General features: G+C 66.3%; 15 protein-coding genes. 6 read left to right on the top strand and 9 right to left on the bottom strand.

Features of this window, described 5'->3' with window-relative positions:
- Position 1: 1 nt before the first annotated feature.
- The 4 genes from V5F66_RS03205 to V5F66_RS03190 all read right to left on the bottom strand — a co-directional run bounded on the left by V5F66_RS03205 (position 2) and on the right by V5F66_RS03190 (position 1,110).
- Positions 2-247: a GH36-type glycosyl hydrolase domain-containing protein gene (locus tag V5F66_RS03205; protein WP_394093210.1), complete on the bottom strand. Its 246-nt coding sequence runs from the start codon at positions 245-247 to the stop codon at positions 2-4.
- A 1-nt stretch (position 248) separates the two neighbouring features.
- Positions 249-521 (bottom strand): hypothetical protein, encoded by a 273-nt coding sequence (locus tag V5F66_RS03200; protein WP_394093209.1) that lies wholly within the window; start codon positions 519-521, stop codon positions 249-251.
- A gap of 9 nt (positions 522-530) precedes the next feature.
- Entirely contained in the window at positions 531-659 is a 129-nt protein-coding gene (locus V5F66_RS03195; protein WP_394006777.1) for a hypothetical protein, read from the bottom strand.
- Between the two features lie 238 nt (positions 660-897).
- Complete coding sequence (locus V5F66_RS03190; RefSeq protein WP_012113582.1) at positions 898-1,110, bottom strand: cold-shock protein; 213 nt, start codon at positions 1,108-1,110, stop codon at positions 898-900.
- A 397-nt stretch (positions 1,111-1,507) separates the two neighbouring features.
- On the opposite strand from V5F66_RS03190, the gene V5F66_RS03185 reads away from it, so the two are divergent.
- Positions 1,508-2,368 (top strand): transglutaminase family protein, encoded by an 861-nt coding sequence (locus V5F66_RS03185; RefSeq protein WP_041575276.1) that lies wholly within the window; start codon positions 1,508-1,510, stop codon positions 2,366-2,368.
- Between the two features lie 26 nt (positions 2,369-2,394).
- Here the strand turns inward: V5F66_RS03185 and V5F66_RS03180 are convergent, their stop codons facing one another.
- From V5F66_RS03180 to V5F66_RS03165, 4 genes are all read right to left on the bottom strand, one after another.
- On the bottom strand, positions 2,395-2,730 hold the full coding sequence (locus V5F66_RS03180) for a hypothetical protein (protein ID WP_394093208.1): 336 nt from the start codon (positions 2,728-2,730) through the stop codon (positions 2,395-2,397).
- 182 nt (positions 2,731-2,912) lie between these two features.
- The gene (locus tag V5F66_RS03175; RefSeq protein ID WP_012113579.1) at positions 2,913-3,398 is read right to left on the bottom strand and encodes a GlcG/HbpS family heme-binding protein; all 486 of its coding nucleotides are present in this window, start codon (positions 3,396-3,398) and stop codon (positions 2,913-2,915) included.
- A 183-nt stretch (positions 3,399-3,581) separates the two neighbouring features.
- Positions 3,582-4,181 (bottom strand): response regulator transcription factor, encoded by a 600-nt coding sequence (locus V5F66_RS03170; protein WP_394003023.1) that lies wholly within the window; start codon positions 4,179-4,181, stop codon positions 3,582-3,584.
- Positions 4,178-5,767, bottom strand: a complete 1,590-nt coding sequence (locus tag V5F66_RS03165) for a sensor histidine kinase (protein ID WP_394093207.1) — start codon at positions 5,765-5,767, stop codon at positions 4,178-4,180. Before V5F66_RS03165 ends, V5F66_RS03170 begins: the two co-directional genes overlap by 4 nt.
- A gap of 252 nt (positions 5,768-6,019) precedes the next feature.
- Here V5F66_RS03165 and glsA point away from each other — a divergent pair, with 252 nt between their 5' ends.
- A complete protein-coding gene (gene glsA / locus V5F66_RS03160) occupies positions 6,020-7,861 on the top strand; it encodes a glutaminase A (protein ID WP_012113575.1) in 1,842 nt (613 codons plus the stop codon).
- A 38-nt stretch (positions 7,862-7,899) separates the two neighbouring features.
- On the opposite strand, the gene V5F66_RS03155 is transcribed toward glsA, so the two are convergent.
- Positions 7,900-8,706 carry a transglutaminase-like domain-containing protein gene (locus V5F66_RS03155; RefSeq protein ID WP_012113574.1) on the bottom strand — a complete coding sequence of 269 codons (807 nt, stop codon included), beginning with the start codon at positions 8,704-8,706 and terminating at the stop codon, positions 7,900-7,902.
- Positions 8,707-8,873: 167 nt separating this feature from the next.
- Between V5F66_RS03155 and V5F66_RS03150 the strand changes: the two genes are divergently transcribed.
- The 4 genes from V5F66_RS03150 to V5F66_RS03135 all read left to right on the top strand — a co-directional run bounded on the left by V5F66_RS03150 (position 8,874) and on the right by V5F66_RS03135 (position 14,500).
- Positions 8,874-9,641: an N-formylglutamate amidohydrolase gene (locus V5F66_RS03150; protein ID WP_394093293.1), complete on the top strand. Its 768-nt coding sequence runs from the start codon at positions 8,874-8,876 to the stop codon at positions 9,639-9,641.
- Between the two features lie 140 nt (positions 9,642-9,781).
- Positions 9,782-11,161: an O-linked N-acetylglucosamine transferase, SPINDLY family protein gene (locus V5F66_RS03145; protein WP_394093206.1), complete on the top strand. Its 1,380-nt coding sequence runs from the start codon at positions 9,782-9,784 to the stop codon at positions 11,159-11,161.
- A gap of 131 nt (positions 11,162-11,292) precedes the next feature.
- A complete protein-coding gene (rpsU, locus tag V5F66_RS03140) occupies positions 11,293-11,553 on the top strand; it encodes a 30S ribosomal protein S21 (protein ID WP_041575272.1) in 261 nt (86 codons plus the stop codon).
- 748 nt (positions 11,554-12,301) lie between these two features.
- Entirely contained in the window at positions 12,302-14,500 is a 2,199-nt protein-coding gene (locus tag V5F66_RS03135; RefSeq protein ID WP_394003016.1) for an FAD-dependent oxidoreductase, read from the top strand.
- The last annotated feature ends 19 nt before the right edge of the window (positions 14,501-14,519 follow it).

The raw sequence follows: 14,519 nt of genomic DNA, 5'->3' as shown, positions 1-14,519 counted from the left end.
ACTACCGGGCGGCGGCGCGCAGCAGATGAGCGCGGGTCATATCAGGGCGGATGGCGACGAGGGCCATGCCGTCCTGCAGCTGGTCGCGGAAGCCGCAGGCGCCGCTCGCATGATAGATGGCGGCACGCGCCCACACCCGGCAGGCAAGGGTCTGGTAGAGCAGCCAGCCGTTCAGCGTGATGTCCATGCTGCATTCCGGGGTGCGGACCTCCACGGCGCCGAGAATATCATCCCAGCTCCGCGTCACCTCAGCGAGGACTGATCGTGGTCGGCGGCCAAGGCAGGGCGGCCTCCAGGTCGGCGGCGTCGATGGCGAGGCTTTCGCTCCGGCCCTGCGGGGCCGCGACGGCCGGCGTGTGCAACAGGGTGGCCACGCGCCGGTAGGCGATGAAGGAAAGGCCGAGGATCTGCTCCTCATCGATCACCACGCGATAGGTTCCAGCCGGGAGCACGCCCTCGGTGCCGCGGATCCGGAAAGGATGGTCGAACGTAACCATGGTTTCATGGGTGCGAACGTCCATGACGACACCTCAGCTTTTCTTCTTCGGAGGCCCGATCGATACGGGCGTACCCTTGATAAACGAAGGCGGCGCCACAACTTCCTTTACCTTCTTCGGCTTTTTGGTTTCGCGATTCCCGCGCAATTGTCCCTTGGCCATTGCCGTCTCCTGCGCCTGGAATTGTGTGCTTCGCGCGTGTCAACCATGCCGCCAGCCTGTGGGGTGATCGACGACTGGGCGCTCTACGACCCGGCATTCGACCAGAGGGGGGCGCGAGCCGAGGGACACGCGGGCTGCAAGGCGCCGGGCGCCTTGCAGAAGTGTGGTCTACGCATCTCTCATGAAAGCGATGCGAAGGCCGGCGATGACCGGGTGACCGGGCCGCCGGCCGAACAGATCAGCTCAGATCCTTGAGCTGATCCGCGGACAGCTTGCCGCTCTTGCGATCCGTGACGAGCTCGAAGGCCACCTTCTGACCTTCGCGCAGATCCGACATACCTGCGCGCTCAACCGCGCTGATATGCACGAAGGCATCGCTGCCACCAGAATCGGGAGTGATGAAGCCAAAGCCCTTCTGGGCGTTGAACCACTTTACGGTTCCCTCAGCCATGGGAAACCCTTTCAAATTTTTGAGTTGTAGCTTACCGAGCCCTGCCCGGCCGTCGAAATCGCATTTTCTGGCGAGAGATATTGGTTTAGAGCAGAAATCAATCCCGCCTATAGCCAAGTTTTCCGGCTTTCCATCGACGCATCAGCTATGCTCCCAAATGCTGGAAATAGCAATAATATTTTCCATAACCGCCGTTTCCACATTTGCCTGCATGCCAGGCGCTGCTGAAGACGTACGATGTTTACCTCCCGGCCGTGCGCCCTTCCCGGCCAGCCCTGCGAACAGGAATGCCACCCGCCCCGGGCCCCCGCGGCCGTCGGAAGCGGCACCGGGAAACCTTGCGGTGGTGTCGTAGTCATGCGCTGATAAGGTGGTTTCTCTCGCTGTGGAGTACCCGTTGAGCCTCCTTAAGATCCGCCACACTACCACCTATCGCTTTCACCGGCCGGTCGCTTTCGGACCCCACCGCCTGATGCTCCGCCCCCGTGAAAGCCGGGACCTGCGCGTGATCTCCAATTCCATCACCCTCACTCCGCAAGCGAGCGTGAGCTGGGCGCACGACGTTTCCGGCAATGCGGTGGCCACCGCCACCTTCCAGGTGGGAGCCGACCTGCTGGTGGTGGAGAGCCTGACCCAGATCCAGCTGGACGCGGTAGCCTGGCCGGTGTTCGATATCGCAGGCTCCGCCCAGTCCTTCCCGTTCCGCTATTCCGACGACGAGTGGAAGGACCTCGGAGTCCTCGGCACCCCGCAATATCCCGATCCCAGCAACCAGTTGCGCGCTTGGGCCCAAGGCTTCGTCTGCGCGATGCCCACCGACACGCTGTCCCTGCTCAAGGACCTCAGCACCGGCGTCTCCCAGGCCATCAACTACCAGAGCCGCGACGAGGAGGGCACGCAAGCCCCGGTCCAGACCCTGCAGCGGGGCTGGGGATCGTGCCGGGATTTCGCGGTGCTGTTCGTGGAGGCGGCACGCAGCCTCGGCTTCGGCGCACGTATCGTGTCCGGCTATCTCCACAATCCCGACCAGAGCCAGACGGGATCTTCGGGCGCGGGATCAACCCACGCCTGGGGCGAGGTGTTCGTGCCGGGGGCGGGCTGGATCCCATTCGATCCCACCAACCGCAGCATGGGCGGGTCCAACCTCATCCCCGTCGCCGTGGTCCGGGATATCCGCCAGGCCATTCCGGTGGCCGGCAGCTTCATCGGCGATACCCTCGCCTTCCGGGACATGAGCGTGGATGTGCGGGTCTGGTGAGGCGGCGCACCGCCTCACTGGTTCTCCTATGAGCGGGCGTGCGACTGCGAAGACTTCGGCTCGTCCTTGTGGTCATGGAGAAAACGCGCGATGAGCACCTTGAGCTGCGCCAGATCATCATGATCGCTGGCGGTCGCCCGCCGAAACAGCGCGCGCTGAACGGGGGTCGGCAGGTCGGTCCATTCCTTGACCAAAGCCGCGCCCAAGCATTCGAGGATGTGCCGCTCGCGTTCGGTCAAGGACGCATGGCGCTGGGCCGAGAGATTTGGGGGCACCTGAGCACCACCTTCATCATCCCAGCGTGAGATAGCCGCCACCACATCAAGGCGGGTCGGCTCGATATCTTGGCGATTACTTCCCATATAAAAAGCATATCACAAAATCGAACCGCACCACAATTTCCGACATCCCGTTTCCGGCATCCCGGACTGACACCCTCAGGAGCCCGCCGCCAGGCGGCAACCCATCGGCGGGCCTGACGCAGCTCAGGCTCCGGGCACACCTTGGCGACGCGCTTGCGCCAGACCGCCCGCGTGCCGCAGCCTCATTTCAGCTGCTGCTCCACCTTGGCGATGGCGGCGTTGGCGCAGGCTTCGTCCAGCTGCCCGCCCGGCGCGCCGCCCACGCCCACGGCGCCGATGACCTCGTTGCCGGACTTCACCGGAACGCCTCCAGCGACGACCAGAAAGCCGTCGATAGCGACGAGCTGCGCGGCAGCCGGCGTCTTCTGGATGTTCTCCACCATGGTCGAGGTGGGAATGCGGGTGGAGGCCGACGTGTAGGCCTTGCGGCGCGCTGCGTCCGGCGTATGCACGCCGGCATTGTCCGCCCGCGCCAGCGCCCGGAGCACTCCAGCACGGTCCACCACTGCCGCGGTCACGTTGTAGCCCTGGGCCGCGCAGGCCGCGACCGCCTCGCGCGCGATGTCCAGCGCGATGGTGAGAGGCATGTTCTTGTCCTGGAGAACCTGGGCCGACGCTGCCGGCACGAGCGAGACCGCGGCCACGGCGGCGAGAAGAAGGCGCTTCATCGTCAATCCCTTATGTTGCGGCGGGTGTTCTTGGCACGTTTGCGATGGCGCCGGATCGAGCGGGGGTCGGTCACCGGCACGCAAAGCGGATCAGGGTGACGGAACCGCGCCGCCACGGCCCATGCTTTAGCGCGCGGCGGGCGGCCGCTTAATCCGCGCCTTCACACGGGCGGCTAGGTAGGACTACCGAGACGGCGGTGCAGCAATGGACATGCGCACCAGGTCCGCCACCGAACTGGTGCCAAGCTTCTCGGCGATGTTGGCACGGTGGGCATCGATGGTGCGCGGCGAGACGGCGAGCGCTGCCGCGATCTCCTTGCTGGCCCAGCCCCGGCACACCAGGTCCATCACCTCCCGCTCGCGCTCCGTGAGGGTGGCGAGCAGGGCATGGGTCTCCTGCCGTTCCAGCACCTCCTCCAGCACCTTGGTGGCGGCGGCGAGGGCATCCAGCAGCACCTGCTCGTCCACCGGCTTGGTCAGGAAATCCACGATGCCGGCTTTGAAGGCGCGTCGGCAGGCGTTCACGTCGCCATGGCCGGTGATCATGATGACCGGCCAGTCGATGCCGCGCGCCGTCAGCGTCGTCTTGAGCTGGAGCCCGCTGACCAGCGGCATGCGCAGATCGATGAGCAGACAGCCGGGGCGCGCCGTGTCCACATGGGCCAGGAAGGTCTCGGGGTCGGCGAAGGTCTCCACCGTCATGCCGCAGGTGGACAGCAGCAGCGACAGCGCCTGCCGCACCGCTGCGTCATCGTCCACGATATAGACGCGCAGGGGCTTCATTGCGCCGCCTCCATGCGCGCCACTGCGGCGGGCAGGATGATGACGAAGGCCGCACCCGTGGTCGCCCCGGTATCCGCACGGATGGAGCCGCCGGCCCGCTCCACCAGCGTCGCGCACAGGGACAGGCCCAGCCCCATGCCGTCCGCCTTGGTGGTGAAGAAGGGCTCGAACAGGCGCGGCAGCACTGCCGGCGCAATGCCCGGGCCGGTGTCGGCGACGCGGATTTCCACCTGCCCGCCACCAGTCCCGGTGCGGATGACGATCGTCTTCTCGGGCTGCGCCGTGCCGTCGAGGCTGTCCACGGCGTTGCGGATGAGATTGTGCAGCACCTGTTCCAGCTCGATGGGGTCCACCACCGCCTGCGGCAGCGTGCGGTCCAGATCCAGCTTCAGGCCGATGCCGCGCTGGGCGAGATCGGTGCGCGCCAGCGCGGCCGCATCGACAATCACGGCATTGATGTCGGAGGGCATGCGGGAGGTGGCGCGGTTGCTGATGTAGTCGCGCATGCGCTGGAGCATCTCGCCGGCGCGCTTGGCCTCGCGCACATTGGCCCGCAGCGCCTCGTCGAGCCGCACGGCATCGCCCCCCGGCACCGCCAGCCGCAGCGCCGCCTGGCTCTGGCTGAGCAGGGCAGTGAGCGGCTGGGTTAGCTCATGGGCGATACCGGAGGCGAGCTCGCCCAGCGCATTGACCCGCGAGGCATGGGCAAGGCGCGTCTCGCGCTCCAGCAAAAGGCTGCGCTCCTGCGCCTCCCGGGCCGCCGCGCGCGAGCGACTGGCCTCCCGGCGCTGCTTCAGGGTGTAGCGCAGCGCCAGAAGGCCGATCAGCGACAGGACGGCGAACAGCAGCACCGGCCCCATGGGCACCACCTGCGCGAACGCAAGGCTGCGGTCCAGCGCCAGCTTCAGGGGCTGGGTCTGGCTGTCGATGGCGCGCTCGAAGTGCAGCGTCTCGAGCGTCGCGCTCCCCTGCGGACCGGCGGTAGCGGTGCGGTCCACCAGGCTGTGTCCGCCGAGATCCAGCCGCAGGCGGGTCGCGGCCGGGCGCTCCTCCCCCTCCACCAAGAGGGCGGGGTCGATCTCCACGATCATGGCCAGCGGGCGACCCGGCCCTCCTGTCCGCTTGCCGAGGAAATAGCGCCCGGGCACCGCAGGATCGGCATAGGCGCGGGCCTCGCCGGGGGCCTGGGCGAATACGCCGGCGGTGAAGGCCGGCAGGGGCGTCGCCATCACCCCCTCCGGGGCTGCGACGAGGATCTCGCCGGCCCCGCCCGCGCCCGGCGCCACGATGCGCACCGAAACGATGCGCGGATAAAAGCGCATGATGGCGAGCGCCACCCGCCGCACCGCCTCGCGCGGCGGCGGATCGGCGGACTGGACCAGCGCCGCAAGGCTGGTGAGGTGGGCATCGTGCTGCGCCACACGCTGGGAGACGATGCGATGCAGCGCCACGCCGGCGGCATTCAGCTCCTCGCCGGCCTGCTGCGTGGCTGAACGGGCGGACAGCAGCGCAAAGCCACCCACCGCCCCGATCCAGACCAGGACCAGAACCGCGATCGACCTGAAGGCAAAGATGCGGTGGCGCACCCCATCTCCCCCTGCTGAAAGCGTTCGCCGCCCCGGATGACGACGGCAATGCCTCCATATGGGGCCATTTTCGCTGCCGACGGAAGATCCTCCCGCCAGGGAGGTGAGTCAGGGCCGCCATGCCGGCTCGAACCCATAGCGGCGCGCCGGATTTGCTCCGCCGCCGGTAATGGAGCGCGGTTTGCCGCCGTGCACCATTGCCAACCGCAGCGCACGCGCTTTCACTAGGGGAGAGTCGCCCGGAGCCGCGCTGTGCCGAATTTCCTGCCCCTTGCCACGACGCCCCTCGAAACACCGCTGCTGCGCGCCATCCGGGATATCCACACCCGCTTCACGCCCCTGCATGACGGCGAGGTCGCCTCCTACATCCCGGAACTGGGCAAGGCCGACCCGGACCATTTCGGGATCGCCGTGGCCACCACCGACGGCCATGTCTATGAAGCGGGCGACACGGCGGTGCCGTTCACCATCCAGTCGGTGTCCAAGGCCATCGTCTACGCCCTCGCCCTCGACATGCTGGGGTCCGAGAAGGTGGAGGCAGCCATCGGCGTGGAGCCGAGCGGGGAAGCCTTCAATTCCATCCGCCTGAAGGCCGACAACCGCCCCTTCAACGCCATGGTGAATGCCGGCGCCATCTGCTGCAGCGGGCTCCTCGCCGAGGCTGCCGGCGATGAGGCCTTCGAGCTGATCCGGACCACACTCAGCCGCTTTGCCGGGCGCGAGCTGGAGGTAGACGATGCGGTGTTCCAGTCGGAGCGCCAGACCGGCGACCGCAACCGCGCCATCGCCTACCTGCTGCGCACCTATGGCGGCGTGCGGGGCGACGTGGATCACATCCTCGACACCTATTTCCGCCAGTGCTCGGTGCTGGTCACCGCCCGCGACCTGGCGGTGATGGGGGCGAGCTTCGCCAACCACGGGGTCAATCCGGTGACCGGGGAGATGGTGGCCTCGAACTACGCCGTGGCGCGCACCTTGGCGGTGATGATCTCCTCCGGCATGTATGACTTTGCCGGCGAGTGGATCTATCGGGTGGGCGTGCCGGCCAAGAGCGGCGTCGGTGGCGGCATTCTCGCCGCTTTGCCCTCCCAGCTCGGCCTCGGCATCTTCTCGCCCCGGCTCGATGCCCATGGCAACAGCGTGCGCGGCCTGCGCACCTGCTCCGCCCTCTCCGACGCCTTCGACCTGCACATGCTGTCGCGGCGCGACGACGTGCGCACCTGCATCGCCGCCGACTACGATTTCCGCACCGTGCCCTCCAAGCCCGGGCGCCAGCCCCACGAGCAGAGCATCCTGGAACAGCGCTCCGGCTCCATCCGCGTGCTGGAGCTGGCCGGCAAGCTCTCCTTCGCCACCATGGACTATGTGACCCGCCGGCTCACCGACCCCGCCGGTGTGCCGGCCTTCCTGATCCTCAACCTGCACCGGGTCTCCACCATCACCGATGCGGGGCTGCGCCTGTTCACCGGCCTGATCCGCAATCAGCTTCCGGCCTCCACCACCACGGTGATCGCCGGAGTTGAAGGCAACTCGCCGGTGGCGCCGCAGGTCAAGGCCATGAAGGAGGAAGGCGTGCGCGTGCGCATCTTCCCCACCTACGACGCCGCCGTGGACTGGGCCGAGGACCAGATCGTCTACCGCCATGGCGGCTTCTCGCAGATCGGCATCGAAGCCGACCTGTCAGGCCAGGCGCTGCTCGCCGGGCTGTCACCGCAGGAACTGGCCGACCTCTCCCGCCTCGGCACCCGCGTGGTGTTCGATGCCGGCACGCGGATCATCGACGCCAACGAACCGCCGGCCCGGGTCTATTTCCTGGTGCGCGGCATGGTCAGCGTGCGCTCAATGCACGACGTGCGCCTGTCGACGTTGATCCCGGGCATGGCCTTCGGCGAGCTGGCGCTCATCGATCAGCCGCGCAGTGCCGACGTGTGGGCCGACACGGAGGCGGTCTGCCTGGAGATTTCCGCCGAGCAGTTCCGCGCCTTCCAGGAGACCCACGCCCGCGCCGCCGACCGGATCATGCGCAACCTCGCCATCCTGCTGGCCGGCCGGGTGCGCATGGCCACGGCGCGGATAGACATGCTGACGGGGTGACACCTCGCCGGCACGACGCAGTCCGCCGAGTGGCTCGCCTACGCCACCTCGTCGCTCACCACCTTGAAGGTCGTCAGCGTCGCTGGGCCGAAGGTGGTGACCATGGCGACATCCGTGGCATCACGCCCGCGCGCCATGAGGACGCGACCGATGCGCTGGGTGTTGTGCCGGGCGTCGAACGTGTACCAGCGATCGCCCAGATACACCTCGAACCAGGCGCTGAAGTCCATCGGATTGGGATCAATGGGGACGCCGAAGTCGCCCAGATAGCCGGTGCAGTAGCGCGCCGGAATGTTCATGCAGCGGCACAGGGTGACGGCGAGATGGGCGAAGTCCCGGCACACGCCGCGCCGCTCGTTATAGGCGTCGAAGGCGGTCCGCAGCGGGCTCGCATGGGCATAGTTGAAGCTGATGTGCCCGTGGACGAAATCACAGATGGCCTGAACCAGCGGCCAGCCCTTGGGCACGTGGCCGAACAGGTTCCAGGCGACGTTGCTCAACCGGTCCGTTTCGCAATAGCGGCTGCCGAGCAGGAACAACAGCGTATCCACCGGCAGGTCGCCGAGGGGGTGCTGGACCGCGTCAGGTGCCACCACGTCAGGCTTGCCGCTGTCGCGGATCACGAAATCGGAATGGATCTTGAGCTGTCCCGCCGGCGCCTCGATGACGTGGCAGAAATTCCCGAAGCTGTCGTGGTAGGTATTGGCCGGGATCGGCGGATCGAACAGCATCCGGTCCACGCTCTCAAGGTCGTTCACCCGCGAGGGGTGGACGCTGAGCGTCAGGATCATCGGAGTGGGCTTGGGGCACGTGTGGATAATCTCGTAGCCCGCGCGGATCTTCATGGATGGGAACCTTTTTGGGTTTGCGCGAGCAGAACGCGCGGATGTCTGCTATGGCTCGCGGCAACTTGGAAAGCGGCAACTTCGGGAACAGCGCAGGCGACCGGTGTCGCCGCGCAGGCGTGAGGACTGATTTGGACCGAACGGTATCCCTGCTGGCGGACGACGAGATGCCGCCTGTCACAGTGTTCAATGCGGAAGGACCTTCCGCGTTCCTCATTGTCGCGGACCATGCGGGCAATGCCTTTCCGCGATCAATGGGCCGGCTCGGCATTTCCGAGGCGGATCGAGTGCGTCACATCGCCTGGGATATCGGCATTGCGGGCGTGTGCCGCACGCTGGCGGAACGACTCGACGCTACCCTCATACAGCAGAATTACTCGCGGCTCATCATCGACTGTAACCGCCCGCCTTCCGTTCCCTCTTCCATCCCCCAGCAGAGCGAGGCGACGCCCATCCCCGGCAACCTTGGCCTTGGCGATGCGGAGCGGACCCTGCGCGAGCGCGATTTCTTCCGGCCCTACCATGCGCGCATCGCCGCCGAGCTCGACGAGAGGGCGAAGGCCGGCCGGCCCACCGTGCTCATCGCCATGCACAGCTTCACGCCGTCCTATCACGGCGTGGCGCGGCCCTGGCACGTGGGGGTGCTCTACAATCGCGATACCCGCTTTGCGAGTGCCATCTTGGCGGCGCTCCGACAGGAAAGCGGCCTCATCGTTGGCGACAACGAGCCATACAGTGTCGATGACACGACAGATTATACTATCCCCGTCCACGGCGAGCGCCGCGGATTGCTCCATACCGGCATCGAGATCCGCCAGGACCTGATCATCGAGCCCGCCGGGCAGACCGACTGGGCCGAGCGTATGGCCCGCGTCCTCGCCTCGGCGCTGGAAACCTGCCCACCGGAGCAGTCTCCTGGACCACTGGCCAGTTAAAGCTATCTGCACGGTCCATTTCTTGCTTCTTTATACCATCTGACATTCGAGGCGGCAGGTCTGCGACCCCCCGCCCTGCGCGAAAGATGCCCCGCGAAGCCGCCGGGGCGAATGACATCGGGCAGGAGGGGCCTCGACACATGGGCTCGAACACATTCGGACGCAGGCGGCATATGTGCGAGTGGGCGGACCTTGCCGCCGACGACACGGACCTCGCCGCCGTGCTCGCGGAAGGCCAGGGCCACCATCTCTCGCCGTTCCACCTGCTGTCGGTGCCGGGCATGAGCGCAAGCGACCAGCGCACCTGCTCGGAACTGTGGACCCGCGAGCGGCGGGTGGCTGCGCAGCTTGAGCGCGATGCCCTCGCCTTCAGCTTCCAACCCTCTGAGAAGCGCAAAGAGCGGCACAAGATCCGGCTCGGCTACCTCTCCAACGACTTTCACGAACACGCGACCGCCCATCTCCTGATCGAGGTTCTGGAGGCGCATGACCGCGACGCCTTCGAGGTCCATGCCTATTCATTCGGCGCCGACGACGGGCTGCCCATGCGCCGCCGGCTGATGGCGGCCTGCGACCGCTTCGTGGACATCTCCGCCATGGCCGACAACGCCGCGGCGCGGCTCATATATGACGACGCGGTGGATATCCTCATCGACCTGAAGGGCTTCACCTCTCAGGCCCGCTCCGGCATCGCCCTTCTGCGGCCGGCGCCAGTGGTGGTTAATTACCTCGGCTATCCAGGCACCATGGGCGCGGGCATTTGCGACTACGTCATCACCGACCCATTCCTGACACCCCCCGCGAGCGCCGCCTTCTATTCCGAGGCCTTTGCCTACATGCGGAACACCTACCATCCTCACGGCAGGCGCACGCCCGTGGGCGACAGGCCCTCGCGGCGGGAGGCCGGACTGCCGGCCGACGGCTTCGTCTTCTGCTGCTTCAACCAGCCCTACAAGATTTCCCCCCAGATGTTCGACATCTGGTGCCGGCTCCTCGCCTGCGTGCCCGACAGCGTGCTGTGGCTGCTCGACACCCCCCATGCCGCCGGGAACCTACGCAGCGAGGCCATCGCACGGGGCATCGATGCCCGCCGCCTCGTCTTCGGTGCCAACATGGGCCAGGCGGACCACCTGCGGCGGCTCCAGCTCGCCGACCTGATGCTGGACACCTCACCGTTCAACGCCCACACCACCGCCAGCGATGCTCTTTGGGTCGGCCTGCCGTTCGTGACCTGCCCCGGGGACACATTTCCCTCCCGGGTCGCGGGCAGCATCCTTCATGCCATCGGCCTGCCGGATCTCGTAACCGACAGTCCGGATGCCTATTTCGACCTCGCCTACACCCTGGCCACGGATGAGGAGCGCCTTGCGGATGTGCGCGCCCGTCTCGCGGCGAACAGGCTGACCGCGCCGCTCTTCGACGTGACAGCCTATACGGCGGACCTGGAAAGCCTTTATGGCGCCATGTCGGCCCGGCACCGGGCCCATCTGCCGCCGGCGATCATCGGAATGCACGGATAAATCGTGCGCCGATGCGGTAAATCGCGGCACATGTGCTAAGACGCCCACTTTCCGGTATGATGCCGGGAGCCCTCGAGCGAGCGGTCGCGTTGCGGCCGGGGATTCGCGGCAACCCTCAGATTGGAACCGTTTTGCAGGTACTCGTCAGAGACAACAATATCGAACAGGCCCTGAAAGTCCTGAAGAAGCGCATGCAGCGGGAAGGCATTTTCCGCGAGATGAAGCAGCGCAAGGCGTATGAGAAGCCCTCCGAGCGCCGTGTCCGCGAAGCGGCCGAAGCCGTGCGGCGCACCCGCAAGGCTGCGCGCAAGAAGGCCCAGCGCGAAGGTCTCATCGCCGCGCCGAAGCGGACCCTGAAGCCCCGGCCTGGCGCTGCCCCCGCGCCGCGCTGATACCGTTGCCTTTCGGGCCGGATCCCGATCCGGCCCGCCACTCGCGGCCCCTCCCCCGCAAGAGCACTCCCCCCAAGCGCGCCCCGAACGCCCCACCTGCGGGGCACTTTCTGCGCAGACCTCCCCTGCCACCCCCTCGCGGCGGTAGAGCGGGACGCCGATTTTAGCAGCAACTTGATCTTCGCCATTTCAGTGCGCCTCGTGCACCGGCTGATACCGGCATTCAGGCACCGGCCGAGGTTCACGTTCTCGCGATTGCCAACTACGAAACCCATTGTTTACCGGTAGTTGGACACACATTTCCCAACGTAATCACCGGTACTTTTATACGCCATGGGGCCGCCCCGAACGCGACCATGGCTCGAATCTCGCAATTGCGAGCATAATGCGAAAATGTTCAAATTATGGCAATTTTGACATATTCACACGGCAGTTTCTTGCTCAGTTTGCTGGTGCTATGAATCTTTCAGTCGAGACAAGAGCAACAAAAACCGAAACGAGGATGCCGACCCACTCTCGGTCCAGATGAAGACCTTTCGTTCAGGCAAGCCCGCTTGGCCTGCCCCGAAGGACGTCTGCGACACGGCGCGACCCCGCAAGCGCTAGTTCAGAAAAGGACGCGACGCACCTGCACCCGTCAGGAGCGACATGCGACGCGTGCCCTCTTCGAGAACCGAATGCCCCGGAACACTGCGTCGCCGATTTCGCCTTCGGACCTGAAAGTATCGGCTGCACGAAGGAGGCCGAAATGCGGTATGCGCCATCTCCTGCCAAGTATTGCCGAGAGACTGCCGAACCCTGCACTGTCGCGATCATAGGAGGTGGACCGGGGGGGCTATTCAGCGCCCGGCACCTCACCGACAAGCTCGGTGACGCCTGCAGAATCAAGATCTTTGAAGCTAGCGAGCGCCTTGGTGGCAAGATCGTCACCGGCGAGTTCGCCGGCGTCGGGCCCTACGAGGCCGGCGTGGCGGAGATCTACGATTATTCCTCCCTCGGCCCCGATCCCCTCCGCTATTTGATCGAGACCGAGCTCGGCCTTGAAATCCGGCACATCGCCGGCGGCTCCTGCATCCTCGACGGACAGATCATCCACGATGTGGAGCATCTGGGAGCGGTCTTCGGATCGGAAGCGCGGGACCAGGTGGTCCGCTTCAAGCAGAAATGCGCGGAATTGCTCAGCGTGGATGACTTCTACGCCAGCACCCGCAACGTGGACAACCACCACTCCTGGGCCCGCAAGTCGGGCGAGGAAACACTCTATAACGAGATCACCAATGATGCCGCCCGGCGTTACGTGCGCATCATGGCGCACAGTGACGTCGCCGCCCCGCCGCATCTGACCAACGGCCTGACATTCCTCAAGAACGTCTTGATGGATGTTCCCGGATACATGGATGTCTTCTCCGTGGTCGGCGGCAACGAGCAGATCGTGGACGGCTTGTGCGAGCTGATCGACGCGGAGGTCCATCTCGGCGCCACGGTGAAGTCGGTGAAGCCGCTGTTCGACGGACGCTTCCAGCTGGATATCTGCACCCACGGCGCCATCGAGCATGAAGTGGTGGACTATGTGGTGGTCTGCCTTCCCCTGACCGCCCTGTCCATCATCGACTGGCGCTCGCCGCACCTCAAGGCGGCCATGGACCAGCACATCAACTACTTCGACCGGCCCGGTCACTACTTGCGTGCCACGCTGCTGTTCGAGCGCCCGTTCTGGCGCGAACACATCTCCGGGGCCTGGTGGATGCTCGATGCGTTCGACGGATGCTGCGCCTACGACGAGGGCGCGCGCACCCCCATCGGACCGTGGGGCGCTCTGGGCTTCCTCATCGCCGGCAATGCCGCCCTGGGCCTTGCCAACATGAGCGACGAGGACATCGAGCGCCTGTGCCTCGACGCCCTGCCGCCGGCCTTCGGGGACGCGCGCCGACTTCTGGTCGATCGCAGGATCCATCGCTGGATGGCATCGGTGAATGCGATCCCCGGCGGCTATCCGGTCCGCAGCGCCTATGTGAACCACCGCCCGGCCGCCAAGCAGTATCCCGGCCTTCTGGTGGTGGGCGACTACATGTTCGACGCGACGCTCAACGGCGTCCTGGATTCGGCCGATGCCGCCTCCGATATCATCGTCAGCGAGGTCATGGCGCGGCGGCGCGCCCAGTTCGCGCCCCCCGCTCCACGCCGCGACCGGCCCGCCGAAGTCGCGGAATCCGCCCGGAGCGATGCGAGCCGCAACGGGGCACTCAACGGCAGCTACCTGGCCGAGATCATGGAAGCCGCATGGGGCGTGCAGCCCGGCGCGCGAATCCTGCATTTCGGCTCAGGCTCCGGCAAGCTGTTGTCGGACCTGCGGGCGCTTGGATTCGATGCCATCGGCGTCGAGCCCTGCCGCGCCGCCTGGGAAGGCACCCCGCACCGGCTGCGCGGACACAACCTGCGCATCTGTCCGCAACGCCTGCCGTTCCCCGACGGCTCGTTCGACGTGGTCATCGAGACCGGCCTGTGCCGCCTCGAGCGCGACCAGCTCACAGAGGTCATCACCGAGATCCGGCGCGTCGCCTCCCGCGGCTTCATCCTGGGCTCGGTCACCAGCGACCTGCCCATCGAGGTCATCGAACGCCACGAACTGCTCACCGGCATCAAGACGCTGACGTCGCGCTGGGGCTGGTCGGACCTGCTGTTGTCCCTGGGCTTCCGCTTCGCCCTCGCCGATCCGGCCAAGCTGGACAGCGCATGGCGGCTCTCGGTGGGCGCCGGCGTCGCGCCCAGCGAATGGTTCGAGGATGCCGAGTGCCTGCGCTACTGCACCTACGACGCCAGGCAGGAAACCGCTTCGAGGGATATCGCCACGGCCGCCGAGGTCGCGCGGATCATCGCCGAGCACCTTTATGACGACGATCGCGTCCCCGTCCGGCCCATGGCCGCCCGGGCCGCCCTGATGCCTTGAAGCCCGAACACGAAAGGGG

The sequence above is a fragment of the Xanthobacter versatilis genome, from assembly GCF_043193975.1.
Lineage (GTDB): Bacteria > Pseudomonadota > Alphaproteobacteria > Rhizobiales > Xanthobacteraceae > Xanthobacter > Xanthobacter autotrophicus_E.
Note: the sequence above shows the minus strand (reverse complement) of the source record. Positions and strands in the feature narration are given on the sequence as shown.

Coding starts and splice junctions, on each gene's coding strand:
- V5F66_RS03200 (WP_394093209.1), bottom strand. CDS start 521: ATGGACGTTCGCACCCATGAAACCATGGTTACGTTCGACCATCCTTTC.
- V5F66_RS03195 (WP_394006777.1), bottom strand. CDS start 659: ATGGCCAAGGGACAATTGCGCGGGAATCGCGAAACCAAAAAGCCGAAG.
- V5F66_RS03190 (WP_012113582.1), bottom strand. CDS start 1,110: ATGGCTGAGGGAACCGTAAAGTGGTTCAACGCCCAGAAGGGCTTTGGC.
- V5F66_RS03180 (WP_394093208.1), bottom strand. CDS start 2,730: ATGGGAAGTAATCGCCAAGATATCGAGCCGACCCGCCTTGATGTGGTG.
- V5F66_RS03175 (WP_012113579.1), bottom strand. CDS start 3,398: ATGAAGCGCCTTCTTCTCGCCGCCGTGGCCGCGGTCTCGCTCGTGCCG.
- V5F66_RS03170 (WP_394003023.1), bottom strand. CDS start 4,181: ATGAAGCCCCTGCGCGTCTATATCGTGGACGATGACGCAGCGGTGCGG.
- V5F66_RS03155 (WP_012113574.1), bottom strand. CDS start 8,706: ATGAAGATCCGCGCGGGCTACGAGATTATCCACACGTGCCCCAAGCCC.
- V5F66_RS03150 (WP_394093293.1), top strand. CDS start 8,874: ATGCCGCCTGTCACAGTGTTCAATGCGGAAGGACCTTCCGCGTTCCTC.
- V5F66_RS03145 (WP_394093206.1), top strand. CDS start 9,782: ATGGGCTCGAACACATTCGGACGCAGGCGGCATATGTGCGAGTGGGCG.
- V5F66_RS03135 (WP_394003016.1), top strand. CDS start 12,302: ATGCGGTATGCGCCATCTCCTGCCAAGTATTGCCGAGAGACTGCCGAA.